We start from the raw sequence: 18731 nt of genomic DNA, 5'->3' as shown, positions 1-18731 counted from the left end.
AGGTGTTCACAAATCAAGTGTGGGAGGGGGCTTGCCCTCGATGAGGCCCTGTCAGTCACCCGTGAAACATCAGTTTGGCTTGGCCGCCGCCTGCCACAACACCTCGGCAACCCCCTGGCGCCTGGCTATTACCCTGGCCGCCACAAACAGCAAATCCGACAACCGATTGATATACGCCAACCCCACACCCTCCAACGGCTCCACCGCATTCAAATGCTGACAGCGGCGTTCGGCACTGCGCGCCAGGCTGCGGCACACATGGGCCTGGGCGATCAGCGCTGAACCACCGGGGAGGATGAAATTCTCCAACGGCCCCACCTCTTCGTTCCAGCGATCGATTGCCGCTTCCAGCCGATCCACTTCCGCTGCCGTCAACGCTTTGTACACCGGCATCGCCAACTCGCCGCCGAGGTCGAACAATCGGTGCTGGCAAGGTGTGAGCACTTCGATGACATCATTCAATTCGGGGTGCTTGCCGCTCTGTTCCTCCAGATTGGCCAACAGCAACCCCAACTGACTGTTCAGCGTATCCACCTCGCCGATGGCCTCGACCCTGGGGTGATCCTTGGGCACGCGGCGACCGTCGCCGAGGCCGGTTTCGCCTTGGTCGCCGGTGCGGGTGTAGATCTTTGACAGGCGAAAGCCCATGGTCATTGCTCCAGTCGGGTGAGTTCAGCAGGGGATAATTGGCTGCCGGCCAGCGGCAGACGCAAGGTGAAACACGTGCCTTGGCCGAGGGTCGAGTGCACTTCCATCTGGCCCTTGTGGTTATTGGTAATGATGAAATACGACACCGACAACCCAAGCCCGGTGCCCTGGCCTATTTCCTTGGTGGTGAAGAACGGCTCGAAGGTGCGTTTGCGCACGTTTTCGCTCATGCCGATGCCATTGTCTTCCACCTGGATCTCGGCCCAGGGCGGGTTGAGGCGGGTGCGCAGGATGATGCGCCCCGGTTCGCTGTCGTCTTCACGCAGGTGAATCGCCTGGGCGGCATTTTTCAGCAGGTTGAGCAGCACTTGCTCCAGTTCGTTGGCCGTGCCCGGCACCGGGCCCAGTTGCGGATCGAACTGGCGGATGATTGCCTGGCCCTTGAAGTCAAAGCCGATGGCCAGGTCGAAATCGTTACCGGCGATCTCCACGGCCTGGTCGATCAGGGCCGGCAAGTCGCAGGGGGCCATTTGCCGGTTGCTGCGGCGGCTGAAGCTGAGCATGTGCGTGACGATTTTCGCTGCACGCGCGCCCGCCTGTTGAATGCCGTCAAGTAATTGCGGGACTTCGCGCGCTCGCAGGTAACGGTTGACGGTTTCCAGTTCGATACCTGCCTGTTCGGCGTGTTCCAGGTTCCTGGGCAGGTCGGGTGACAGGCGCCGCCGGATGTTTTGCACGTTGTGCAGGATCGCGCCCAGCGGGTTGTTGATTTCATGGGCCATGCCGGCCGCCAGGCCACCGACCGAGAGCATTTTTTCCGATTGCACCATCATTTCTTCCAGGGACAGGCGCTGGGTGATGTCGTCGATGCGGATCACCACGCCACGCCCGGCACCGCCCATCAGCGGGTAGAACGTCAGGGCGTAGTGCTTTGGCTCGTCGTCCTTGACCCAGGTGACCCGCTCGATCCGCTCGACAGTATGCTGTTCCACCGTGGCCTTGATTTGCGGCAGGTACGGCTTGAGCGGTTGGAACGCGAGGAAGATCGGCTGATTGAGGGCTTCATCCAGGCGCGTGCCGGAAAGCGCAGTGGCTTCCTGATTCCACTGGGTGACGTAGAGCTGTTCGTCCAGGGCAATCAGCGCTGAAGGCATTGAGTCGATGATGCTGTTGAGGTAATTCTGAAAACCGGTGAGTTTTTTCTCGATTTTGCTGCGCACCTGGACTTCCAGTTCCAGCTTGCGGTTGGTATGGCGGGTTTCCTCGGCCAGGCCCTGGGCCTGGTCGTAGGCGGCCTGGGAATCATCCCGCGCACGTTTGAGCTGTTGTTCACGGGCCTCGATGCGCGACAGCATGGTATTGAACGCTTCCGCCAGGCTGCCGATTTCGTCATGGTTGCCGGGGCCTGCGCGCAGGGCGTAGTTCTCTTCGCGCGTCACCTGGCGCGACAGTTCTTCAAGCTCATGGATGGGGCGGGTGATCAAGCGTTTGATCTGCCGGGCAATCACCAGCCACAGCAAGACGCTGAAAATCAGGATGCCCAGGCTCGCGGTCAGGGTGCCGGTATAGAACGCCACCGGTAGCTCACTGCTGGCCACCAGCAACAGATGCCCCGAAGGCTGGCCGGGGCGGGGCAGGGTGATGATCTGGTTGCTGCGAAACTCGGTGAGTCGCCAGGCTTCGACATGCCGGTAATTGTCGGGCAGGTGCAGGCGATCGCCGTGTTGCATCTGCGCCAGGCGATTGCCCTCGCCGTCGTACAGGGCAGCGGCGCGCAACGGTGAATAGCTGGTCAGTTCATTGAGCAGGGCATCGGCCTTGTCCGGGGACTGAAGGGCCTCGGCGGCGAGTGCCGGGTTGGACACCAGTCGACCGATGGCCTGCAACGCCTGGGGCGCCATGCTTTCCTGGGAGATCCAGTAGGCGGCGCTGATAAAGGTCAGGTTGGCCACCAGCAATACGGTGGTCAGCAGTACCAGCAGGGCGGCCAGCAATTTCTGCCCTACCGGTAAGTTTTCAAGACGCTGGCGCAGTGGCATCAGGTTTTTCGCAGGCAATAGATATAAGGCAGGGTAGCGCGTGCCTCAGTCGTGGGGCAATCGGCGTGCAACCAAGTGCTCGATCAAACGCGCCTGCACCTGCTGCAGATGCGGCAGCACCCGTTGATGACGAGCCGCCGCCTCGCAGGCGTAGCCCAATAAGTAGCTGATTTCGGTACGCCGCGCGTTGGCCACGTCCTGGTACATGGACGAGTAGTTGGTCGCGGTAGCCTGGATCACCCGTTGCACCTCGCTGAGCAAGTCCTGCGCAGCCGCAGGCTGGCCGCAGCACTCCAGCAGTTCGCTCAATTCGGCGCACAAGGTGGCCACTTCGCATTGATGGGCCTGGAGTCCCCCGTTGCGGCACTGGTAAAGCACGGTCAGTGGGTTGATCGCGCAATTGAGCGCCAGCTTGCGCCACAGGCGCGTGAGAATATCGGTGCTCCATTCATGGGCAATGGCGGCGGCCTGCAAGTCCTCCAGCCACAGCGGCGCGGTGGGGCGCGCCGCGTCCCCCAGCCAGGTGTAGCCGTGGCCGGCAAATACCACGCGCCACTCGCCATCGCGGAACGCGCCTTCGGTGCTGGAGGCAAAGATGCAACGCGCCTGCGGCACCTGCGCGGCGACGGCATCCTGGCTGCCGAGGCCGTTTTGCAGCAGGATCAGTTCCGCGTCAGGCGCCAGGCGATGTTGCAATTGTGCGACAGCGCTTTGGGCATCGTAGGCTTTGCACGCCACCAGCAGGCGGTGGATCGGTTCGGGACTGTCGGGCGTTTCGCCGGTGACCCGGTAGGTGTGCGCGATGCCTTGTTCAACCAGGGTCAGGCCCGCGCCCGACGCATAGCTGGCCAGGCGCGCCTGATCGCGCAGGATCAACCGAACCGGCACGCCCGCCCGCGCCAGACGCGTGGCCCAGAGGGTGCCCAGGCTACCGGCGCCGAGAATATGCCAGGTGGTCGCCATCAGTGTGTGCTCCTTGGGGTCGCCAGCGGTGAACGCGGCGAAAGAACCGCTATAATGCCCCGGCATTTTAGCTCGGGCGCGCTCCATCTCTACTGAGCCCGCCCCTTATATTGGAGAAATGACATGCCTTCGTTCGACGTGGTATCCGAACTGGACAAACACGAAGTCACCAATGCCGTCGAAAACGCCGTCAAGGAACTGGACCGTCGCTATGACTTGAAAGGCAAGGGCAGCTTCGAATTCAAGGAAAAGGAACTGACCGTCAACCTGACCGCTGAAGCCGATTTCCAGCTGGAAGCGATGATCGAAATCCTCAAGCTGGCCCTGGTCAAGCGCAAGATCGACGTGCAGTGCCTTGAAGTCAAGGACGCCTATGCTTCCGGCAAGCTGATGAAGCAGGAAGCCGTGCTCAAGGAAGGCATCGACAAGGAACTGGCGAAGAAGATCGTCGCGCACATCAAGGACGCCAAGCTCAAAGTCCAGGCGGCCATCCAGGGCGAGCAGGTGCGTGTCACCGGCAAGAAGCGCGACGACCTGCAAGAGGCCATCGCGGCCCTGCGCGCCAAGACGTTCGACATGCCGCTGCAATTCAATAACTTCCGCGACTGATGGCAGTTTGGGGAACCAGTGGGCGTTTTTGACGTCCCACGGCCCAGAATCGGCGCCTACAATTGAGCCCTACGGGGCTCAATTGCGTTTTCAGGCAGTCAATCAAGCCGCATATCCGCTAAGACAGGAGAAGCTACATGGATTTAAACGCAGAAGTGGATCACTTGATCAAAACCTCGCAGTCCTGGATCCCGATGATCATGGAGTACGGCAGCCGGGTGCTGCTGGCCGTTATCACCCTGGCCATCGGTTGGTGGCTGATCAACGTGTTTACCCACCGCGTAGGGCGCCTGCTGGCGCTGCGTAACGCCGACCTGGCGCTGCAGCACTTCATCACCAGCCTTGCGAACATTGCGCTGAAAGTCATGCTGATCGTCAGCGTGGCGTCGATGATCGGCGTGGCAACCACCTCGTTCGTCGCCGCCATCGGTGCGGCTACCCTGGCTATCGGCCTGGCACTGCAAGGCAGCCTGGCCAACTTCGCCGGCGGCGTGCTGATCCTGCTGTTCCGTCCGTTCCGTATCGGTGACTGGATCGAAGCCCAGGGCACCTCGGGCACCGTCGACAGTATCCAGATTTTCCACACGGTGCTGCGTACCGGCGACAACAAGACCGTGATCGTGCCGAACGGCATTCTGTCCAACGGCATCATCACCAACACCAACCGCCAGCCGACCCGCAAGGTCGTGTTCGATGTGGGCGTGGACTACGAGGCTGACCTGCAGAAAGCCCGTGAAGTGTTGCTGGAACTGGCCAAGGACCCGCGCGTGCTGGCCGACCCTGCGCCCGTCGCAGTGGTATCGACCCTGGGCGACAGTTCCATCACCGTTTCCCTGCGCTGCTGGACCAACACTGCGGATTATTGGGATGTTGTGTTCATGCTCAATGAACTGGCGCGCGACCGCTTGAAAGCGGCGGACATTGATATTCCGTTCCCGCAGCGCGTTATTCGCGTGATGCAGGAAGCCCCGGTGAAGTGATAAAGCCGTGTTGCGTTTAAGTTGGCCGAAAGGTCAGCTTAAACGCGACGGTTATATGTCATGGGCGAATATAGTTACTTAGCTTGCTAGTTACTTTTCCGTTGACATATAACTGCAATAAAAAAGCCGCTCCCTTGCAAACAGGGGAGCGGCTTTTTATTCAAGGTCGAAACCTTAAGTCATCGTTGTAAGGGCTTTCGCGATTACAGGATGTTCAGCGGGTAGTTCGCGATCAGACGCAGTTCGTCGATCGAAGGCGAACCGTAGTAAACGCCATCACCGGAACGATAGGTCGCTTGACGCAGACGCAGGCTGAGGTTTTTAGCCGGGCCGCTCTGGATCACGTACTTGGCTTCGATGTCACGTTCCCACTCTTTACCGTTGCTGGTGGTGGCCGTGTTGGCGCCGCTACCGGTGACGTAACGGGTCATGAAGCTCAGGCCGGGAATGCCGAAGGTCGCCATGTTGATGTCGTAACGCGCCTGGTAGGACTTCTCGCCTTCGGCGTTGAAGTCGGAACGGGCGATGGAGTTGGCCAGGAACACGGTGCCGCCGCCATCTACGCCGTAGCCGTAGTCGCCGTCGCCGGTAACCTTCTGCGCCGCCAGGGTAAAGGTGTGAGCGCCGATGGTGTACGCACCCTGCAAGCTGAACGCGCGGTTGTCGAGCTTGGTCACGCCATCTTTTTCGGCGCGCTGCAGGCCGGCACCATCGCTCTTGGTGTCGTAGATGTTGAAGTCCAGCGCGAACGACTGGTCATCGCTCAGGGCGTGGGTCCAGTTCAGGTTGCTGTAATACTTGCGGAAGTAATCTTCAGTCTTCGCGTAGTACAGGCTACCGGTAACTTCCGGAGTGAAGGCATAGACGCCGCCGACGAAGTCGGTCTTGGTCAGGCCCAGGCTGTCATGGTAAGTCTGGTTCTGCGCGACGCTGGAAGTGAAGTGACCGCCTTCGAGCTTCAGGCCCTTGATCTCGTTGCTGGTGATCGAGATGCCCTGTGGCAGCTCAGGCAGCAGACGGCTGTCATCGGAGGCGAATACAGGCGCTGTGGTGTACTGGTCACCGATTTTCAGCACGGTATTGGAGATGCGGAACTTAACCGCGCCGCCTCCTTTGGAGTACTCGTCCTGGGAACGACCGTCGGAACCGGTGGGGAACAGACCAGTGCCGGCGCGGCCCTTGCCGCTGTCGAGCTTGAGGCCCATCAGGCCGATCACGTCGACACCGACACCCACGGTGCCCTGGGTGAAGCCCGATTCGTACAAGGCGTTGAAGCCCAGGCCGCTTTCTTCGGCACGGCTCTTGGAGCCTGGGCCCGACGGGTTGTTACGGAAGTCGCGGCTGAAGTACAGAGCGCGAGTATTGATGCTGAACGTGCTGTCTTCAACAAAGCCCTTGGAATCGTCCTGGGCGGACGCCATTGCGAACTGCGAGGTGCCTGCTGAAACAGCCAGGGCGATCATGCTCCACTTCATCACGCGCATCGTGATTTGCTCCTTTGGTTTTAGGAAGAGTACTGCCGTCCCACCTGTATTTTTATCTGGGCGGCTCTTTCTTTATTGTGTCGGCGCAAAGTTAGCTCACACCGGCGTTATTGACGATACTTACCCAACTATCCTTTCAGCTTCTTTACGAGGCTGTCGTAAATTGCTAGCTCCGTGTCGCAAATCACAGCCCGGCGGTGACCGGGCTGACAACTTCAATGTTCTTTTCAGACTTGCAGAAAGTTTGAAATCTATCCTTGGTACACATTGAAACGCTCTGTTACCTATCGCGAAACCCTGGCATTCACCCAGGTGCCGTTGCCGACGATAGTGAGGTGAATGCAACAAGCGTGCACAAAGCGCTGACCGAATGTCATTTTTTCGTGAAAAACGTTACGGCCGTGTAAAAACCGCATAGGCACGGGCTTTTTAAACCGATTGGTTCTCGCTCGATGCGGGGGTGTTACTCCCGTTAGGTGGTCCACAGAACCTGCATCTGAGCAAAACGTTACCGATTGACCCTCCAAGTGGGTAGCGGTTGGATCTCTTTGAGGCACGGCTGGGTCATTTTGGTGCATCCCTAGGGGCCCGACTTAGCGTGGTTCAAGTGTCCAAATGCCTCGAAAGAGTGCGTGCAGGCGATCCATTTGCCTCAAGGCTTCCTCGCATTCGCCGTGAAGCCGTAAGCATTCGGCGTTATGCTGGTCGCCTGAATTGACTGCCGAACGGAGTGTCCACGTGTTCGCTTTAGATCAACGCCTGCAACAAGACACATTGGCCATCGGGGACTTCCCGCTCTGTCGCCTGCTGCTGTCCAATGATTCGAATTACCCCTGGTTCATCCTGGTTCCGCGCATCGACGCTATCAGCGAAGTGTTTCAACTGGATGTCGCCGAACAACAGCGGTTGTGGCAGGAAACCACTGCCCTCGCACAGCTGCTGAACGATGGTCTGGCCGCCGACAAGATGAACATCGGCGCGCTGGGCAACGTCGTCAGCCAGTTGCATGTGCATGTCATCGTGCGCAAGCGCGATGATGCAGCCTGGCCCGCACCGGTGTGGGGCAAGCATCCGGCCCGTCCCTACAGCCCGGAGCAAGTGGTGGCGATCCGCAGCCGACTGCGTGAATTACTGCCAGCCGACTTCATTTTTACCCAGGACTGAACCATGGACCTGCAAGCTCGCGTCAACGATCTGGAAAGCCGTCTGGCCTTTCAGGACGACACCATCGAAACCCTCAATGACATTCTGGTCGCCCAGCAGCAAGCGGTGGAGCGCCTGCAATTGCAGATGATCGCGTTGCTCAAGCGCCAGGAAGAGATGGGCGGCCAGTTCGAAACCTCGGAAGAAGAAGCACCGCCACCGCACTATTGAATGAGCGTGCAATAAAAAACCGCGATCCAGCCTATGCCGGATCGCGGTTTTTTGTGCAGCGCAGGCTGGAATCAGCGACGCGGCAGGGCAGCGATTACATCTTCAGCTTGCAGACCTTTGTCGCGGTTCATCACCGAGAACTCCACACGCTGGCCTTCAACCAGAACGCGGTGGCCTTCACCGCGGATAGCCCGGAAGTGGACGAAGATATCGTCGCCCGAGTCGCGGGAAATGAAGCCGAAGCCTTTGGAGGTATTGAACCACTTGACGGTCCCGGTATCCCGGTTGGTCATGTCGTAGTTTTGCGACGCGGCCGCTGGGGACGAACGGTAGAAGCTGATGGCCAGGTGAAGAACGATGGCGACCACAGCAATCACCAGGCTGAGCAGGATGGCCGGGTGGCCGCCCACTTCAGGCATGGGTGCCAGCAGGGTGAGGGTTTGAACGACTACGGTCAGTACCAGCAGCGCGCTGACCAGGTTTTGCAGTTGATGACGCGTGCCTTTGTTCCAGTAAGGGATTACCGGTGCCAGCGTCAGGTTGAGAAGGCCGAACAAGGCCAGGTATAGAGCGTCGTGTTGTTGCAGGTAGGGCAGGCTTTCAGGCTGCAGGCTCGGGATAAAGGACAGCAGCAAAGCCGCAACGCCCGTCAGCAGGTGGACGATTTTCAACATTTTGATTAACTCACGTTAAGACGGATCACAAGGAAGAGCTGACTGGCACGGTTCGCTTCTGAACAATGGGAGGCGTTGAGCACGTGCGCGGGTATCAGCCTATGTGACGTGCCGCAGAAATGAACGGCAGCCACACGGCGTCTATTTAACAGCAAAGGCTGTGCCTACTCAAATCAAGCATTTCGGGGTGTTGCAATCGCGGCGGCATTTTTGCGCCGAAGGCTTGTCCTAGACGGGTGCAGGTAATTTGCGCGGCCTTCCGAGCGTTTTTCCTACAGGACAACAGGCTCACTGGCCGCTGCCTCGACAGCGGTGCGGGGCGATTTGCCGCACATCGCCTGGATATGCCGGGCTGCACGCAGCCAGCACTCTTGCTAGAGTGATCCTGCGCCTGATCAATGAATGCTCATCAATTGAAGGGGAAAAACATGGCAATCGATATTGGTATCAGTGAAGAAGACCGTAAATCCATCGTCGACGGACTCTCACGGCTGCTGTCCGATACCTATGTACTGTATCTGAAGACCCACAACTTCCATTGGAACGTCACGGGCCCCATGTTTCGTACGCTGCACCTGATGTTCGAGGAGCAGTACAACGAGCTGGCGCTGGCGGTGGATTCCATTGCCGAGCGTATCCGAGCCCTGGGCTTCCCGGCGCCGGGTGCCTACTCGATCTATGCACGTCTGTCTTCAATCAAGGAAGAGGAGGGCGTGCCGAGCGCCGAGGAGATGATCAAGCAACTGGTGGCTGGCCAAGAGGCCGTCACTCGTACCGCGCGTGGCATTTTCCCATTGCTCGACAAGGTCAGCGATGAGCCCACGGCGGACCTGTTGACCCAGCGTATGCAAGTGCACGAAAAAACCGCCTGGATGCTGCGCTCGCTGCTGGAAAATCAGTAACCGTCGAACCGGGTGGCGCCTGCAGGGCGCCACTCACTGGTTTCCCTGTACTTCCTGGCGTTGTCCTACGACCCCCATCTCCCGCGTCTTCTGGCCGCTCTTGGCTTCCTGCTGTTTTATAGACCTACCGTCCAATGGGAGAAACCCATGGACTGCTGTTTGGCAAGGGAGTGTCAGGTGTATGTCGTGTGGATTGAGTAAGGGCGTGGAAACCGCTGGTTTTCACAAGATAAAGGTCGATCCCTTCGCTAAAGGGTTCGACATGGGGCTCGCCAAACCCTTATCGCGGTCGGTGCGCCTCAATGGGTTTTCCACATGCCTGCGGCTTGAACAGATCTATTGGAATATCCTCACGGAAATCGCCAGGATCAATACCTGCTCGGTCAGTGCGCTGTTGTCCTACGTCGACCGCGAAGTGCATTTGCGTTATGGCGGTGTGAAGAACTTCAGCGGGCTGGTGCGGGTGGTGTGCGTGGTTCACCTGTTGAAAGATCGCCTTGGCGCCTTCGGACCAGCGTGACGGGATGGCTCCAGGCCCCGGCCCTTCCTTCTGGCGGGCCGGGCCTCGGGCAGAAAGCCGGCTGCGCTGCCTCGATTTACCAGATATAATCCCGCGCTTTGCTGCGCATGCCGGCTTTATGTACAACGGCAGGGCGTAGCGCAGTAACGATCTGATCGGCGAGACATCTCCATGCCCATGTACGACTATCAATGTGCTTCCTGTGGTCATCAGTTGGAAGCCATTCAGAAGATCAGCGCCGCGCCGTTGGTCGATTGCCCAGCCTGCCAGGCACCTGAGTTGAAAAAGATGCTGTCCATGCCAGGCTTCCGCCTGAGCGGCAGCGGCTGGTACGAGACCGATTTCAAGACCGGCGCCAAGAAGAACCTGGCGGGCGGCGACAAAGCAGACTGAGTTGAACTCTACGCGCAGGCTCCTGCATTATCCGTCCCCTGCTTTAATGTACGGTGGCGAGGCAGTCCTGCCACCGAATTTCGAATTACGAGAAGTGAAACCACTACCATGATGCGCAGCCACTATTGCGGCCAACTGAACGAGACCCTGGAAGGTCAGGAAATCACCCTTTGCGGATGGATTCACCGTCGCCGCGACCACGGCGGGGTGATCTTCCTCGATATCCGTGATCGTGATGGTCTGGCCCAGGTGGTGTTCGATCCGGATCGCGCCGAGAGCTTCGCTGCCGCCGACCGCGTGCGCAGCGAATACGTCGTGAAAATCACCGGCAAGGTGCGTCTGCGCCCGGCCGGTGCGGTGAACAAGAACATGGCGTCCGGTGGCATCGAAGTGCTGGGCTATGAGCTGGAAGTGCTGAACGAGTCGGAAACCCCGCCGTTCCCACTCAACGAATATTCCGACGTGGGCGAGGAAACTCGCCTGCGTTATCGCTTCCTGGACCTGCGTCGCCCGGAAATGGCCGAGAAGCTGCGTCTGCGCTCGCGCATGACCACCAGCATCCGCCGCTTCCTCGACGAGAACGGCTTCCTTGACGTTGAAACGCCGATCCTCACCCGCGCCACCCCGGAAGGCGCGCGCGACTACCTGGTGCCTAGCCGCACCCACCCAGGCAGTTTCTTCGCCCTGCCGCAATCGCCGCAGCTGTTCAAGCAACTGCTGATGGTGGCCGGCTTCGACCGTTACTACCAGATCGCCAAGTGCTTCCGTGACGAAGACCTGCGTGCTGATCGCCAGCCTGAATTTACCCAGATCGACATCGAGACCAGCTTCCTCGATGAAAAAGAGATCATGGGCCTCACCGAACAGATGATCCGCAACCTGTTCAAGGAAGTGCTGGACCTGGAGTTCGGCGACTTCCCGCACATGACCTTCGAAGAAGCCATGCGCCGCTACGGTTCCGACAAGCCAGACCTGCGTAACCCGCTGGAACTGGTGGACGTGGCCGACCAGCTCAAGGATGTCGACTTCAAGGTGTTCAGCGGCCCGGCCAACGACCCTAAATGCCGCATCGCTGCCCTGCGCGTACCTGGCGGCGCGAGCATGCCGCGCAAGCAGATCGACGACTACACCAAGTTCGTCGGCATCTACGGTGCCAAGGGCCTGGCGTACATCAAGGTCAACGAGCGCGCCAATGGCGTTGACGGTCTGCAATCGCCGATCGTTAAAAACATCCCGCTGGACAACCTGAACGAAATCCTCGATCGCGTCGGTGCGGTCGATGGCGACATCGTGTTCTTCGGTGCCGACAAGGCCAAGATCGTCAGTGAAGCCCTGGGCGCGCTGCGCATCAAGCTCGGTCACGACCTGAACCTGCTGACCTGTGAATGGGCGCCGATGTGGGTTGTCGACTTCCCGATGTTCGAAGAAAACGACGATGGCAGCTTCAGCGCCTTGCACCACCCGTTCACCGCGCCGAAGTGCTCCCCGGCCGAGCTGGAAGCCAACCCGGCCGGCGCGCTGTCCCGTGCCTACGACATGGTGCTCAACGGCACCGAGTTGGGTGGCGGCTCGATCCGTATCCACCGCAAGGAGATGCAACAAGCGGTATTCCGCCTGCTGGGCATCAATGAAGCGGAACAGGAAGAGAAGTTCGGCTTCCTGCTCGACGCGCTCAAATACGGTGCACCGCCCCACGGTGGCCTGGCGTTCGGCCTGGATCGCCTGGTGATGCTGATGACCGGCGCCCAGTCGATCCGTGAAGTGATTGCGTTCCCGAAAACCCAGAGCGCCGCAGACGTCATGACCCAGGCTCCGGGTGTGGTGGATGCCAAGGCACTGCGCGAACTGCACATCCGTCTGCGCGAGACGCCGAAGGCTGAGTAAGGCTGCTGCGTGAAAGCGCGATAAGGTTGTAAGCAGTCAAAAAGGCGCATCTTCGGATGCGCCTTTGCGTTTAAAAGAGGGAAATCTCGCCGGCGGCGGGATTGACAGGTTTCTAGAGAATTTCGGAGTTGTGTTATGGCTGGCCATTCCAAGTGGGCGAACATCAAGCACCGCAAAGAGCGTCAGGATGCCAAGAAAGGCAAGATCTTCACCAAGTGGATTCGCGAACTGACCGTCGCCGCCCGCCAGGGTGGTGGTGACCCGGGTTCCAATCCGCGCCTGCGCCTGGCGCTGGACAAGGCGCTCGGCGCCAACATGAGCCGCGACATCATCGACCGCGCCGTGGCCCGTGGCGCCGGTGCCGCCGATACCGACGACATGGTCGAGCTGACTTACGAAGGCTACGGCCCCGGCGGCGTGGCGGTGATGGTCGAGTGCATGACCGACAACCGTAACCGTACCGCCGCAGCGGTGCGCCATGCGTTCAGCAAATGTGGCGGCAACCTGGGGACCGACGGTTCGGTGGCCTACCTGTTCGAGCGCAAGGGGCAGATCACCTTTGCGCCGGGCACGGATGAAGACGCGCTGATGGAAGCCGCGATGGAGGCGGACGCCGACGATGTGGTCACCAACGAAGATGGCTCCATTGAGGTGTTCACCTCATTCGCCAGCTTCTACTCAGTGCGCAATACCCTGGAAGCCGCAGGCTTCAAGGGCACCGACGCGGAAATCGTGATGCTGCCGACCACCAGCGCCGAACTCGACCTGGACGGTGCGCAGAAGGTGTTGAAGCTGCTGGACATGCTCGAAGACCTGGATGATGTGCAGAATGTGTACTCCAACGCCGACATCCCGGAATCCGTGGCTGAACAGCTAGGCTGAAAAAATGTAAATCAAAATGTGGGAGGGGGCTTGCCCCCGATGAGGGAGTGTCAGTAGGCACATTTGTGACTGACCCACCGCCATCGGGGGCAAGCCCCCTCCCACATTGAAACTACGATGTCTCAGAAATTGTATTTATTTAACCCGCAGGCGTTATGACTTTAATCCTAGGTATCGACCCCGGTTCGCGCATCACCGGTTTTGGCGTGGTGCAACAGACCCCGCGCGGCTGCGTGTATGTCGCCTCGGGCTGCATCCGCACGGGCGCAGGCGAACTGGCCGAACGCCTGCAGATCGTCTATCGCGGCGTGCGGGAGGTCATCCAGACCTACGGCCCGGTAACCATGGGCATCGAAAAAGTCTTTATGGCCAAGAATGCCGATTCGGCGCTCAAGCTCGGCCAGGCGCGTGGCGCGGCCATCGTGGCGGGGGCCGAGGAGGGCATGGAGATCGCCGAATACACCGCGACCCAGGTCAAGCAGGCCGTGGTGGGTACAGGTGGAGCCAATAAAGAGCAGGTGCAGATGATGGTCATGCACATGCTCAAACTTACCTCCAAACCCCAGATCGACGCCTCCGACGCCCTGGCCATCGCCATTTGCCACGCCCACACCCGCTCCAGCCTGCTGCCCCATGGCCTGGGTGCGGCACGCAGTCGTGGCGGACGCCTGCGTCTCTGATAGCATCAGCGCAATCGTTATTTCCGGTCAGGCCTGCTCTGACCTCCAAGCTTTAAGGATTTGAACCGTGATTGGACGCTTGCGCGGCACCCTGGCTGAGAAACAGCCGCCGCACCTGATTCTGGATGTGAATGGATTGGGTTATGAGCTTGAAGTGCCCATGACCACCTTGTACCGCTTGCCGTCGGTCGGCGAGCCGATAACCTTGCACACGCATTTAGTGGTGCGCGAAGACGCGCAACTGCTCTATGGTTTCATCGGCAAGCGCGACCGCGATTTCTTCCGCGAGCTGATTCGGCTCAATGGCGTCGGGCCCAAATTGGCCCTGGCATTGATGTCGAGCCTGGAAGTGGATGAACTGGTACGCGCCGTTTCAGCCCAGGACACCTCGGCCCTGACCAAGGTGCCGGGTGTGGGCAAGAAAACCGCCGAGCGTTTGCTGGTGGAACTCAAGGACCGTTTCAAGGCCTGGGAAGTGGTGCCGAGCATGTTCGCCCTGGTCCCGAACCAGCCGGATATGCCGGCAGGCCAGGTCGCCAGTGCCGAAAGCGATGCGGTCAGTGCGTTGATCTCCCTGGGCTACAAGCCCCAGGAGGCCAGCAAGGCCGTATCGGCCATCAAGGACAAAAACCTGAGCAGTGAAGACATGATCCGCCGAGCCCTGAAGGGAATGATTTAAGTGATAGAAGCTGATCGTCTGATCGCGGCTACCGGCCCGCGCGACCGTGAAGAAGTCCAGGACCGCGCCATCCGCCCCCTGAGCCTGGCCGACTATATCGGCCAGCCCACCGTGCGCGAACAGATGGAGCTGTTCATCCAGGCCGCACGCGGGCGCAGTGAGTCGCTGGATCACACGCTGATCTTCGGCCCGCCGGGCCTGGGCAAGACCACCCTGGCCAACATCATTGCCCAGGAAATGGGCGTGTCGATCAAGTCCACGTCCGGCCCGGTGCTGGAGCGCCCCGGTGACCTGGCCGCGTTGCTGACCAATCTGGAACCCCACGACGTCCTGTTTATCGACGAGATCCACCGGTTGTCGCCGATTGTCGAAGAAGTGTTGTACCCGGCGATGGAGGACTTCCAGCTCGACATCATGATCGGCGAAGGCCCGGCGGCCCGTTCGATCAAGCTTGACCTGCCGCCGTTCACGCTGGTGGGGGCCACGACCCGCGCGGGCATGTTGACCAACCCTTTGCGAGACCGTTTCGGTATTGTTCAACGTCTGGAGTTCTACAGCACGGCAGACCTTGCGACCATCGTCAGCCGTTCGGCGAACATCCTCGGCTTGCCGCTGGACCCGGAAGGCGCGTTCGAAATCGCCCGACGCGCCCGCGGCACACCACGGATCGCCAACCGCTTGCTGCGCCGCGTGCGCGATTTCGCCGAGGTGCGCGCCAAGGGGCATATCACCAAGGCGGTCGCGGACCTGGCCTTGAACCTGCTGGATGTGGACGAACATGGCTTCGATCACCAGGATCGGCGTCTGCTGCTGACCATGATCGAGAAGTTCGACGGCGGCCCGGTGGGCGTGGACAGCCTCGCGGCTGCCATCAGTGAAGAGCGTCACACCATTGAAGATGTACTGGAGCCCTACCTGATCCAGCAGGGCTATATCATGCGCACGCCACGGGGCAGGGTGGTGACGCGTCATGCCTATCTGCACTTTGGGCTAAACATTCCGTCACGATTGGGAGAGATGCCCGTGGTAGACGAATTCCTTGATGCGGTAGACGATTAAAAAACTGTAGGAGCGAGCTTGCTCGCGAAAAGCGTCAACGATAACGCGGTATGTCTGGTTATACGCGGCGTGCTCAGGTTTTTCGCGAGCAAGCTCGCTCCTACAGGGTATTTGCCATGTGGGGTGATTTATCTGAAGTTTGTGCTGTCCCAGTGTCTGGCGTCGTCATTCAGGCGTTGGAAATATGTTCAGGTATTGAAAAAACAGTTGTCCAGCCGGATTGGCAACCTGAGGAGTAAGCACTAGAGTATGCGCGCGCAAAACGGGGATCAGTCGTTCGCACATCGCTGTCGCGTTTATTACGAGGACACGGATGCCGGCGGCATCGTTTATTACGTCAATTACCTGAAATTCATGGAACGGGCTCGAACCGAGCGGCTAAGGGAGCTGGGCTTTGCCCAATCCACGCTGGCCGGGGAGGACCTGTTATTCGTCGTGCATTCCAGCGAGGCGCGTTACCACGCACCGGCGCGACTGGACGATGAGTTGTTGGTCAGCGCTGAAGTCATCGAATTGAACCGTGCCAGCCTGCGATTCAAGCAGCAGGTCAGGCGGGCTACGGATGCAACGCTGCTCTGTGAGGGGCAGTTCCTGGTGGCGTGTGTACGCACCAACAGTTTGAAACCTCGGGCCATTCCCGAAACTCTACGTGCAGCCTTTGCTGCCGTGAGCGGCGCGGGTAAACAATCAAAGCAGGAGATTTAGCGTGGAACCTACCGTCGTCGACCATTCCTCGATGTGGAGCCTGGTCAGTAATGCCAGTATCGTGGTGCAACTGGTCATGCTGACCCTGGTAGCCGCATCGGTTACCTCTTGGGTCATGATTTTTCAGCGCAGCAACCTGCTGCGTGCCGGTCGACGCGCCCTGGAGAGCTTCGAGGAGCGCTTCTGGTCGGGTATCGACCTGTCCAAGCTGTATCGCCAGGCCGGCAGCAATCCGGACCCGGATTCGGGCGTCGAGCAAATCTTCCGCGCCGGCTTCAAGGAATTCTCGCGTCTGCGCCAGCAGCCGGGCGTTGACCCGGAAGCCGTGATGGAAGGCGTGGCCCGAGCCATGCGCGTGGCCATCTCCCGCGAAGAAGAGAAGCTGGAGCAAAGCCTGCCGTTCCTGGCGACTGTCGGCTCCGTCAGCCCGTACATCGGCCTGTTCGGTACCGTATGGGGCATCATGAACTCCTTCCGGGGTCTGGCCCAGGCCCAGCAGGCGACCCTGGCTACTGTAGCCCCGGGCATTGCCGAAGCCCTGATCGCCACCGCGATCGGCCTGTTCGCCGCTATCCCCGCAGTAATCGCCTACAACCGTTTTGCCGCCACCAGCGAAACCTTGATCGGTCGTTACTACACCTTCGCCGATGAATTCCAGGCGATCCTGCACCGTAAAGTGCACACCAGCGAAGAATAAGCAGGTAATTCCCAATGGCTTTAATCGCTCGAGCTCGCAAAAAGCGCAAGCCGGTCGCCGAGATGAACGTAGTGCCCTACATCGACGTGATGCTGGTGCTGCTGGTTATCTTCATGGTGACCGCGCCGATGCTCAACCAGGGCGTGAAGGTTGATCTGCCCAAGGTTTCCAGTGAAGCCTTGCCGCAGGACAACAACACTCAGGTCCTGACCATTTCGATCAAGGCTGACAAGACCTACTACTGGAACCTTGGCAGCGAAGTCGACACACAGAAGCAGCAGGACAAGGCGCTGACCTTGCCGGCGATGACCGATGCCGTGACCAAGATCATTCGCTCCGGCAACGAAGGCGGCAAGCACACCCAGGTGTTCATTCGCGGTGACAAGTCGGTCGACTACGGTTCCGTCATGGGCGCCATGGGCGGGCTGCAGAAGGCCGGCGTGGGTAACGTTGGCTTGATTACCGAGGCGCCCTGATGCAGCAACAGCGAGAGCCGTCCGCCTCGGAAAGCTTCTTCTGGCCTAGCGTCTGGGCAATTGCCCTGCACGTCCTGGTGTTCGGCATGCTGTTTGTCAGCTTTGCCATGACCCCGGACCTGCCGCCAGCCAAGCCGATCGTGCAGGCGACCCTGTATCAGCTGAAATCGAAAAGTCAGGCCACCACCCAGACCAATCAGAAGATTGCGGGTGAGGCCCAGAAGTCGGCTGCGCGCCAGACCGAAGTCGAGCAGATGGAACAGAAGAAGGTCGAGCAGGAAGCGGTGAAGGCTGCTGCGGAACAAAAGAAAGAAGAGGCGGCTCAAAAGGCCGAGGAATCGAAAAAGGCTGACGAAGCGAAGAAAGCCGACGAGGCGAAAAAGGCTGATGAAGCCAAGAAGTCCGAGAAAGCTGCCGAAGCCAAAAAGGCCGAAGAGAAACAATTGGCTGATATAGCCAAGAAGAAGTCCGAGGAAGAAGCCAAGAAAGCTGCCGAAGAAGAGGCCAAGAAAAAGGCCGCTGAGGAAGCCAAGAAAAAGATCGTCGAAGACGCGAAGAAGAAAGCCGCCGAAGACGCCAAGAAAAAAGCTGAAGCAGACGAGGCGAAGAAGAAAGTCGCCGACGACGCGAAGAAGAAAGCTGCCGCCGACGCCTCCAAGAAAAAGGCCCAGGAAGCAGCCCGTAAATCCGCCGAAGAGAAAAAGGCCCAGGCCCTGGCAGATTTGCTTTCCGACACGCCGCAGCGTCAGCAAGCCTTGGCCGATGAACGTGGCGATGAAGTCGCGGGCAGTTTTGACGACCTGATCCGGGCGCGGGCAGCGGAAGGCTGGACACGTCCACCTTCGGCACGTAAAGGCATGACAGTAGTGCTGCAGATCGGCATGTTGCCGGACGGTACGGTGACTTCGGTCAGCGTGGCCAAGTCCAGTGGTGACGGTTCGTTCGACAGTTCGGCGGTTGCCGCAGTCAAGAATATTGGCCGGTTGACCGAGATGCAGGGAATGAAACCAAGCGACTTCGCTCCCTATCGTTCATTCAAGATGACATTCACACCTGAGGATCTAGCCTTGTGAGAAACCTTCT

At 59.4% G+C, this 18731-nt stretch carries 22 protein-coding genes; 17 read left to right on the top strand and 5 right to left on the bottom strand.

Annotation, left to right across the window (positions count from 1 at the left end):
• Nucleotides 1-69 precede the first annotated feature (69 nt).
• From BOP93_RS21350 to BOP93_RS21340, 3 genes are read right to left on the bottom strand one after another with little or no spacing between them, the layout of a single operon-like run.
• Nucleotides 70-648, bottom strand: coding sequence for a cob(I)yrinic acid a,c-diamide adenosyltransferase (locus BOP93_RS21350; protein ID WP_104504560.1), 579 nt, complete (start codon nt 646-648; stop codon nt 70-72).
• A gap of 2 nt (nt 649-650) precedes the next feature.
• On the bottom strand, nt 651-2687 hold the full coding sequence (locus BOP93_RS21345; RefSeq protein WP_104505343.1) for a sensor histidine kinase: 2037 nt from the start codon (nt 2685-2687) through the stop codon (nt 651-653).
• A gap of 45 nt (nt 2688-2732) precedes the next feature.
• On the bottom strand, nt 2733-3650 hold the full coding sequence (locus BOP93_RS21340) for a putative 2-dehydropantoate 2-reductase (protein WP_104504559.1): 918 nt from the start codon (nt 3648-3650) through the stop codon (nt 2733-2735).
• Nucleotides 3651-3773: 123 nt separating this feature from the next.
• Here BOP93_RS21340 and BOP93_RS21335 point away from each other — a divergent pair, with 123 nt between their 5' ends.
• Both BOP93_RS21335 and BOP93_RS21330 read left to right on the top strand, forming a co-directional pair.
• The gene (locus BOP93_RS21335) at nt 3774-4259 is read left to right on the top strand and encodes a YajQ family cyclic di-GMP-binding protein (RefSeq protein WP_003193880.1); all 486 of its coding nucleotides are present in this window, start codon (nt 3774-3776) and stop codon (nt 4257-4259) included.
• A gap of 137 nt (nt 4260-4396) precedes the next feature.
• Entirely contained in the window at nt 4397-5239 is an 843-nt protein-coding gene (locus BOP93_RS21330; RefSeq protein WP_065895083.1) for a mechanosensitive ion channel family protein, read from the top strand.
• Nucleotides 5240-5442: 203 nt separating this feature from the next.
• Here BOP93_RS21330 and BOP93_RS21325 read toward each other — a convergent pair whose 3' ends face one another.
• Nucleotides 5443-6723, bottom strand: coding sequence for an OprD family porin (locus BOP93_RS21325; RefSeq protein WP_057723848.1), 1281 nt, complete (start codon nt 6721-6723; stop codon nt 5443-5445).
• A 738-nt stretch (nt 6724-7461) separates the two neighbouring features.
• Between BOP93_RS21325 and BOP93_RS21320 the strand changes: the two genes are divergently transcribed.
• Both BOP93_RS21320 and BOP93_RS21315 read left to right on the top strand, forming a co-directional pair.
• Nucleotides 7462-7887: an HIT domain-containing protein gene (locus BOP93_RS21320; protein WP_104504558.1), complete on the top strand. Its 426-nt coding sequence runs from the start codon at nt 7462-7464 to the stop codon at nt 7885-7887.
• A gap of 3 nt (nt 7888-7890) precedes the next feature.
• On the top strand, nt 7891-8097 hold the full coding sequence (locus BOP93_RS21315; protein WP_104504557.1) for a SlyX family protein: 207 nt from the start codon (nt 7891-7893) through the stop codon (nt 8095-8097).
• Between the two features lie 71 nt (nt 8098-8168).
• Here BOP93_RS21315 and BOP93_RS28030 read toward each other — a convergent pair whose 3' ends face one another.
• Nucleotides 8169-8771, bottom strand: a complete 603-nt coding sequence (locus tag BOP93_RS28030; protein ID WP_005790922.1) for a cold-shock protein — start codon at nt 8769-8771, stop codon at nt 8169-8171.
• A gap of 428 nt (nt 8772-9199) precedes the next feature.
• On the opposite strand from BOP93_RS28030, the gene BOP93_RS21305 reads away from it, so the two are divergent.
• The 13 genes from BOP93_RS21305 (at nt 9200) to tolA (ending at nt 18721) form a co-directional block, all read left to right on the top strand.
• Nucleotides 9200-9673, top strand: coding sequence for a Dps family protein (locus BOP93_RS21305; protein ID WP_003193874.1), 474 nt, complete (start codon nt 9200-9202; stop codon nt 9671-9673).
• Nucleotides 9674-9854: 181 nt separating this feature from the next.
• Nucleotides 9855-10193 carry a ribbon-helix-helix domain-containing protein gene (locus BOP93_RS21300; protein ID WP_104504556.1) on the top strand — a complete coding sequence of 113 codons (339 nt, stop codon included), beginning with the start codon at nt 9855-9857 and terminating at the stop codon, nt 10191-10193.
• Nucleotides 10194-10364: 171 nt separating this feature from the next.
• The gene (locus tag BOP93_RS21295) at nt 10365-10586 is read left to right on the top strand and encodes an FmdB family zinc ribbon protein (RefSeq protein WP_003193872.1); all 222 of its coding nucleotides are present in this window, start codon (nt 10365-10367) and stop codon (nt 10584-10586) included.
• Between the two features lie 108 nt (nt 10587-10694).
• Nucleotides 10695-12470 (top strand): aspartate--tRNA ligase, encoded by a 1776-nt coding sequence (gene aspS / locus BOP93_RS21290; protein ID WP_104504555.1) that lies wholly within the window; start codon nt 10695-10697, stop codon nt 12468-12470.
• A 135-nt stretch (nt 12471-12605) separates the two neighbouring features.
• Nucleotides 12606-13352: a YebC/PmpR family DNA-binding transcriptional regulator gene (locus BOP93_RS21285; protein WP_104504554.1), complete on the top strand. Its 747-nt coding sequence runs from the start codon at nt 12606-12608 to the stop codon at nt 13350-13352.
• A 155-nt stretch (nt 13353-13507) separates the two neighbouring features.
• On the top strand, nt 13508-14032 hold the full coding sequence (gene ruvC, locus BOP93_RS21280) for a crossover junction endodeoxyribonuclease RuvC (RefSeq protein ID WP_019821257.1): 525 nt from the start codon (nt 13508-13510) through the stop codon (nt 14030-14032).
• A gap of 67 nt (nt 14033-14099) precedes the next feature.
• Nucleotides 14100-14711 (top strand): Holliday junction branch migration protein RuvA, encoded by a 612-nt coding sequence (ruvA, locus tag BOP93_RS21275; RefSeq protein ID WP_003175802.1) that lies wholly within the window; start codon nt 14100-14102, stop codon nt 14709-14711.
• Complete coding sequence (ruvB, locus tag BOP93_RS21270) at nt 14712-15770, top strand: Holliday junction branch migration DNA helicase RuvB (protein ID WP_053135842.1); 1059 nt, start codon at nt 14712-14714, stop codon at nt 15768-15770.
• Between the two features lie 50 nt (nt 15771-15820).
• Nucleotides 15821-16009 (top strand): hypothetical protein, encoded by a 189-nt coding sequence (locus tag BOP93_RS28055; protein WP_157943538.1) that lies wholly within the window; start codon nt 15821-15823, stop codon nt 16007-16009.
• 10 nt (nt 16010-16019) lie between these two features.
• Entirely contained in the window at nt 16020-16475 is a 456-nt protein-coding gene (ybgC, locus tag BOP93_RS21260) for a tol-pal system-associated acyl-CoA thioesterase (RefSeq protein ID WP_003175800.1), read from the top strand.
• Between the two features lies 1 nt (nt 16476).
• The gene (tolQ, locus tag BOP93_RS21255; protein WP_034115768.1) at nt 16477-17172 is read left to right on the top strand and encodes a protein TolQ; all 696 of its coding nucleotides are present in this window, start codon (nt 16477-16479) and stop codon (nt 17170-17172) included.
• A gap of 23 nt (nt 17173-17195) precedes the next feature.
• Nucleotides 17196-17648, top strand: a complete 453-nt coding sequence (tolR, locus tag BOP93_RS21250) for a protein TolR (RefSeq protein WP_161793227.1) — start codon at nt 17196-17198, stop codon at nt 17646-17648.
• Nucleotides 17648-18721, top strand: a complete 1074-nt coding sequence (gene tolA, locus BOP93_RS21245; protein WP_065887602.1) for a cell envelope integrity protein TolA — start codon at nt 17648-17650, stop codon at nt 18719-18721. Before tolR ends, tolA begins: the two co-directional genes overlap by 1 nt.
• Nucleotides 18722-18731: the final 10 nt, after the last annotated feature.

The sequence above is a fragment of the Pseudomonas orientalis genome (assembly GCF_002934065.1).
Taxonomy (GTDB): Bacteria; Pseudomonadota; Gammaproteobacteria; order Pseudomonadales; family Pseudomonadaceae; genus Aquipseudomonas; species Aquipseudomonas orientalis_A.
Note: the sequence above shows the minus strand (reverse complement) of the source record. Positions and strands in the feature narration are given on the sequence as shown.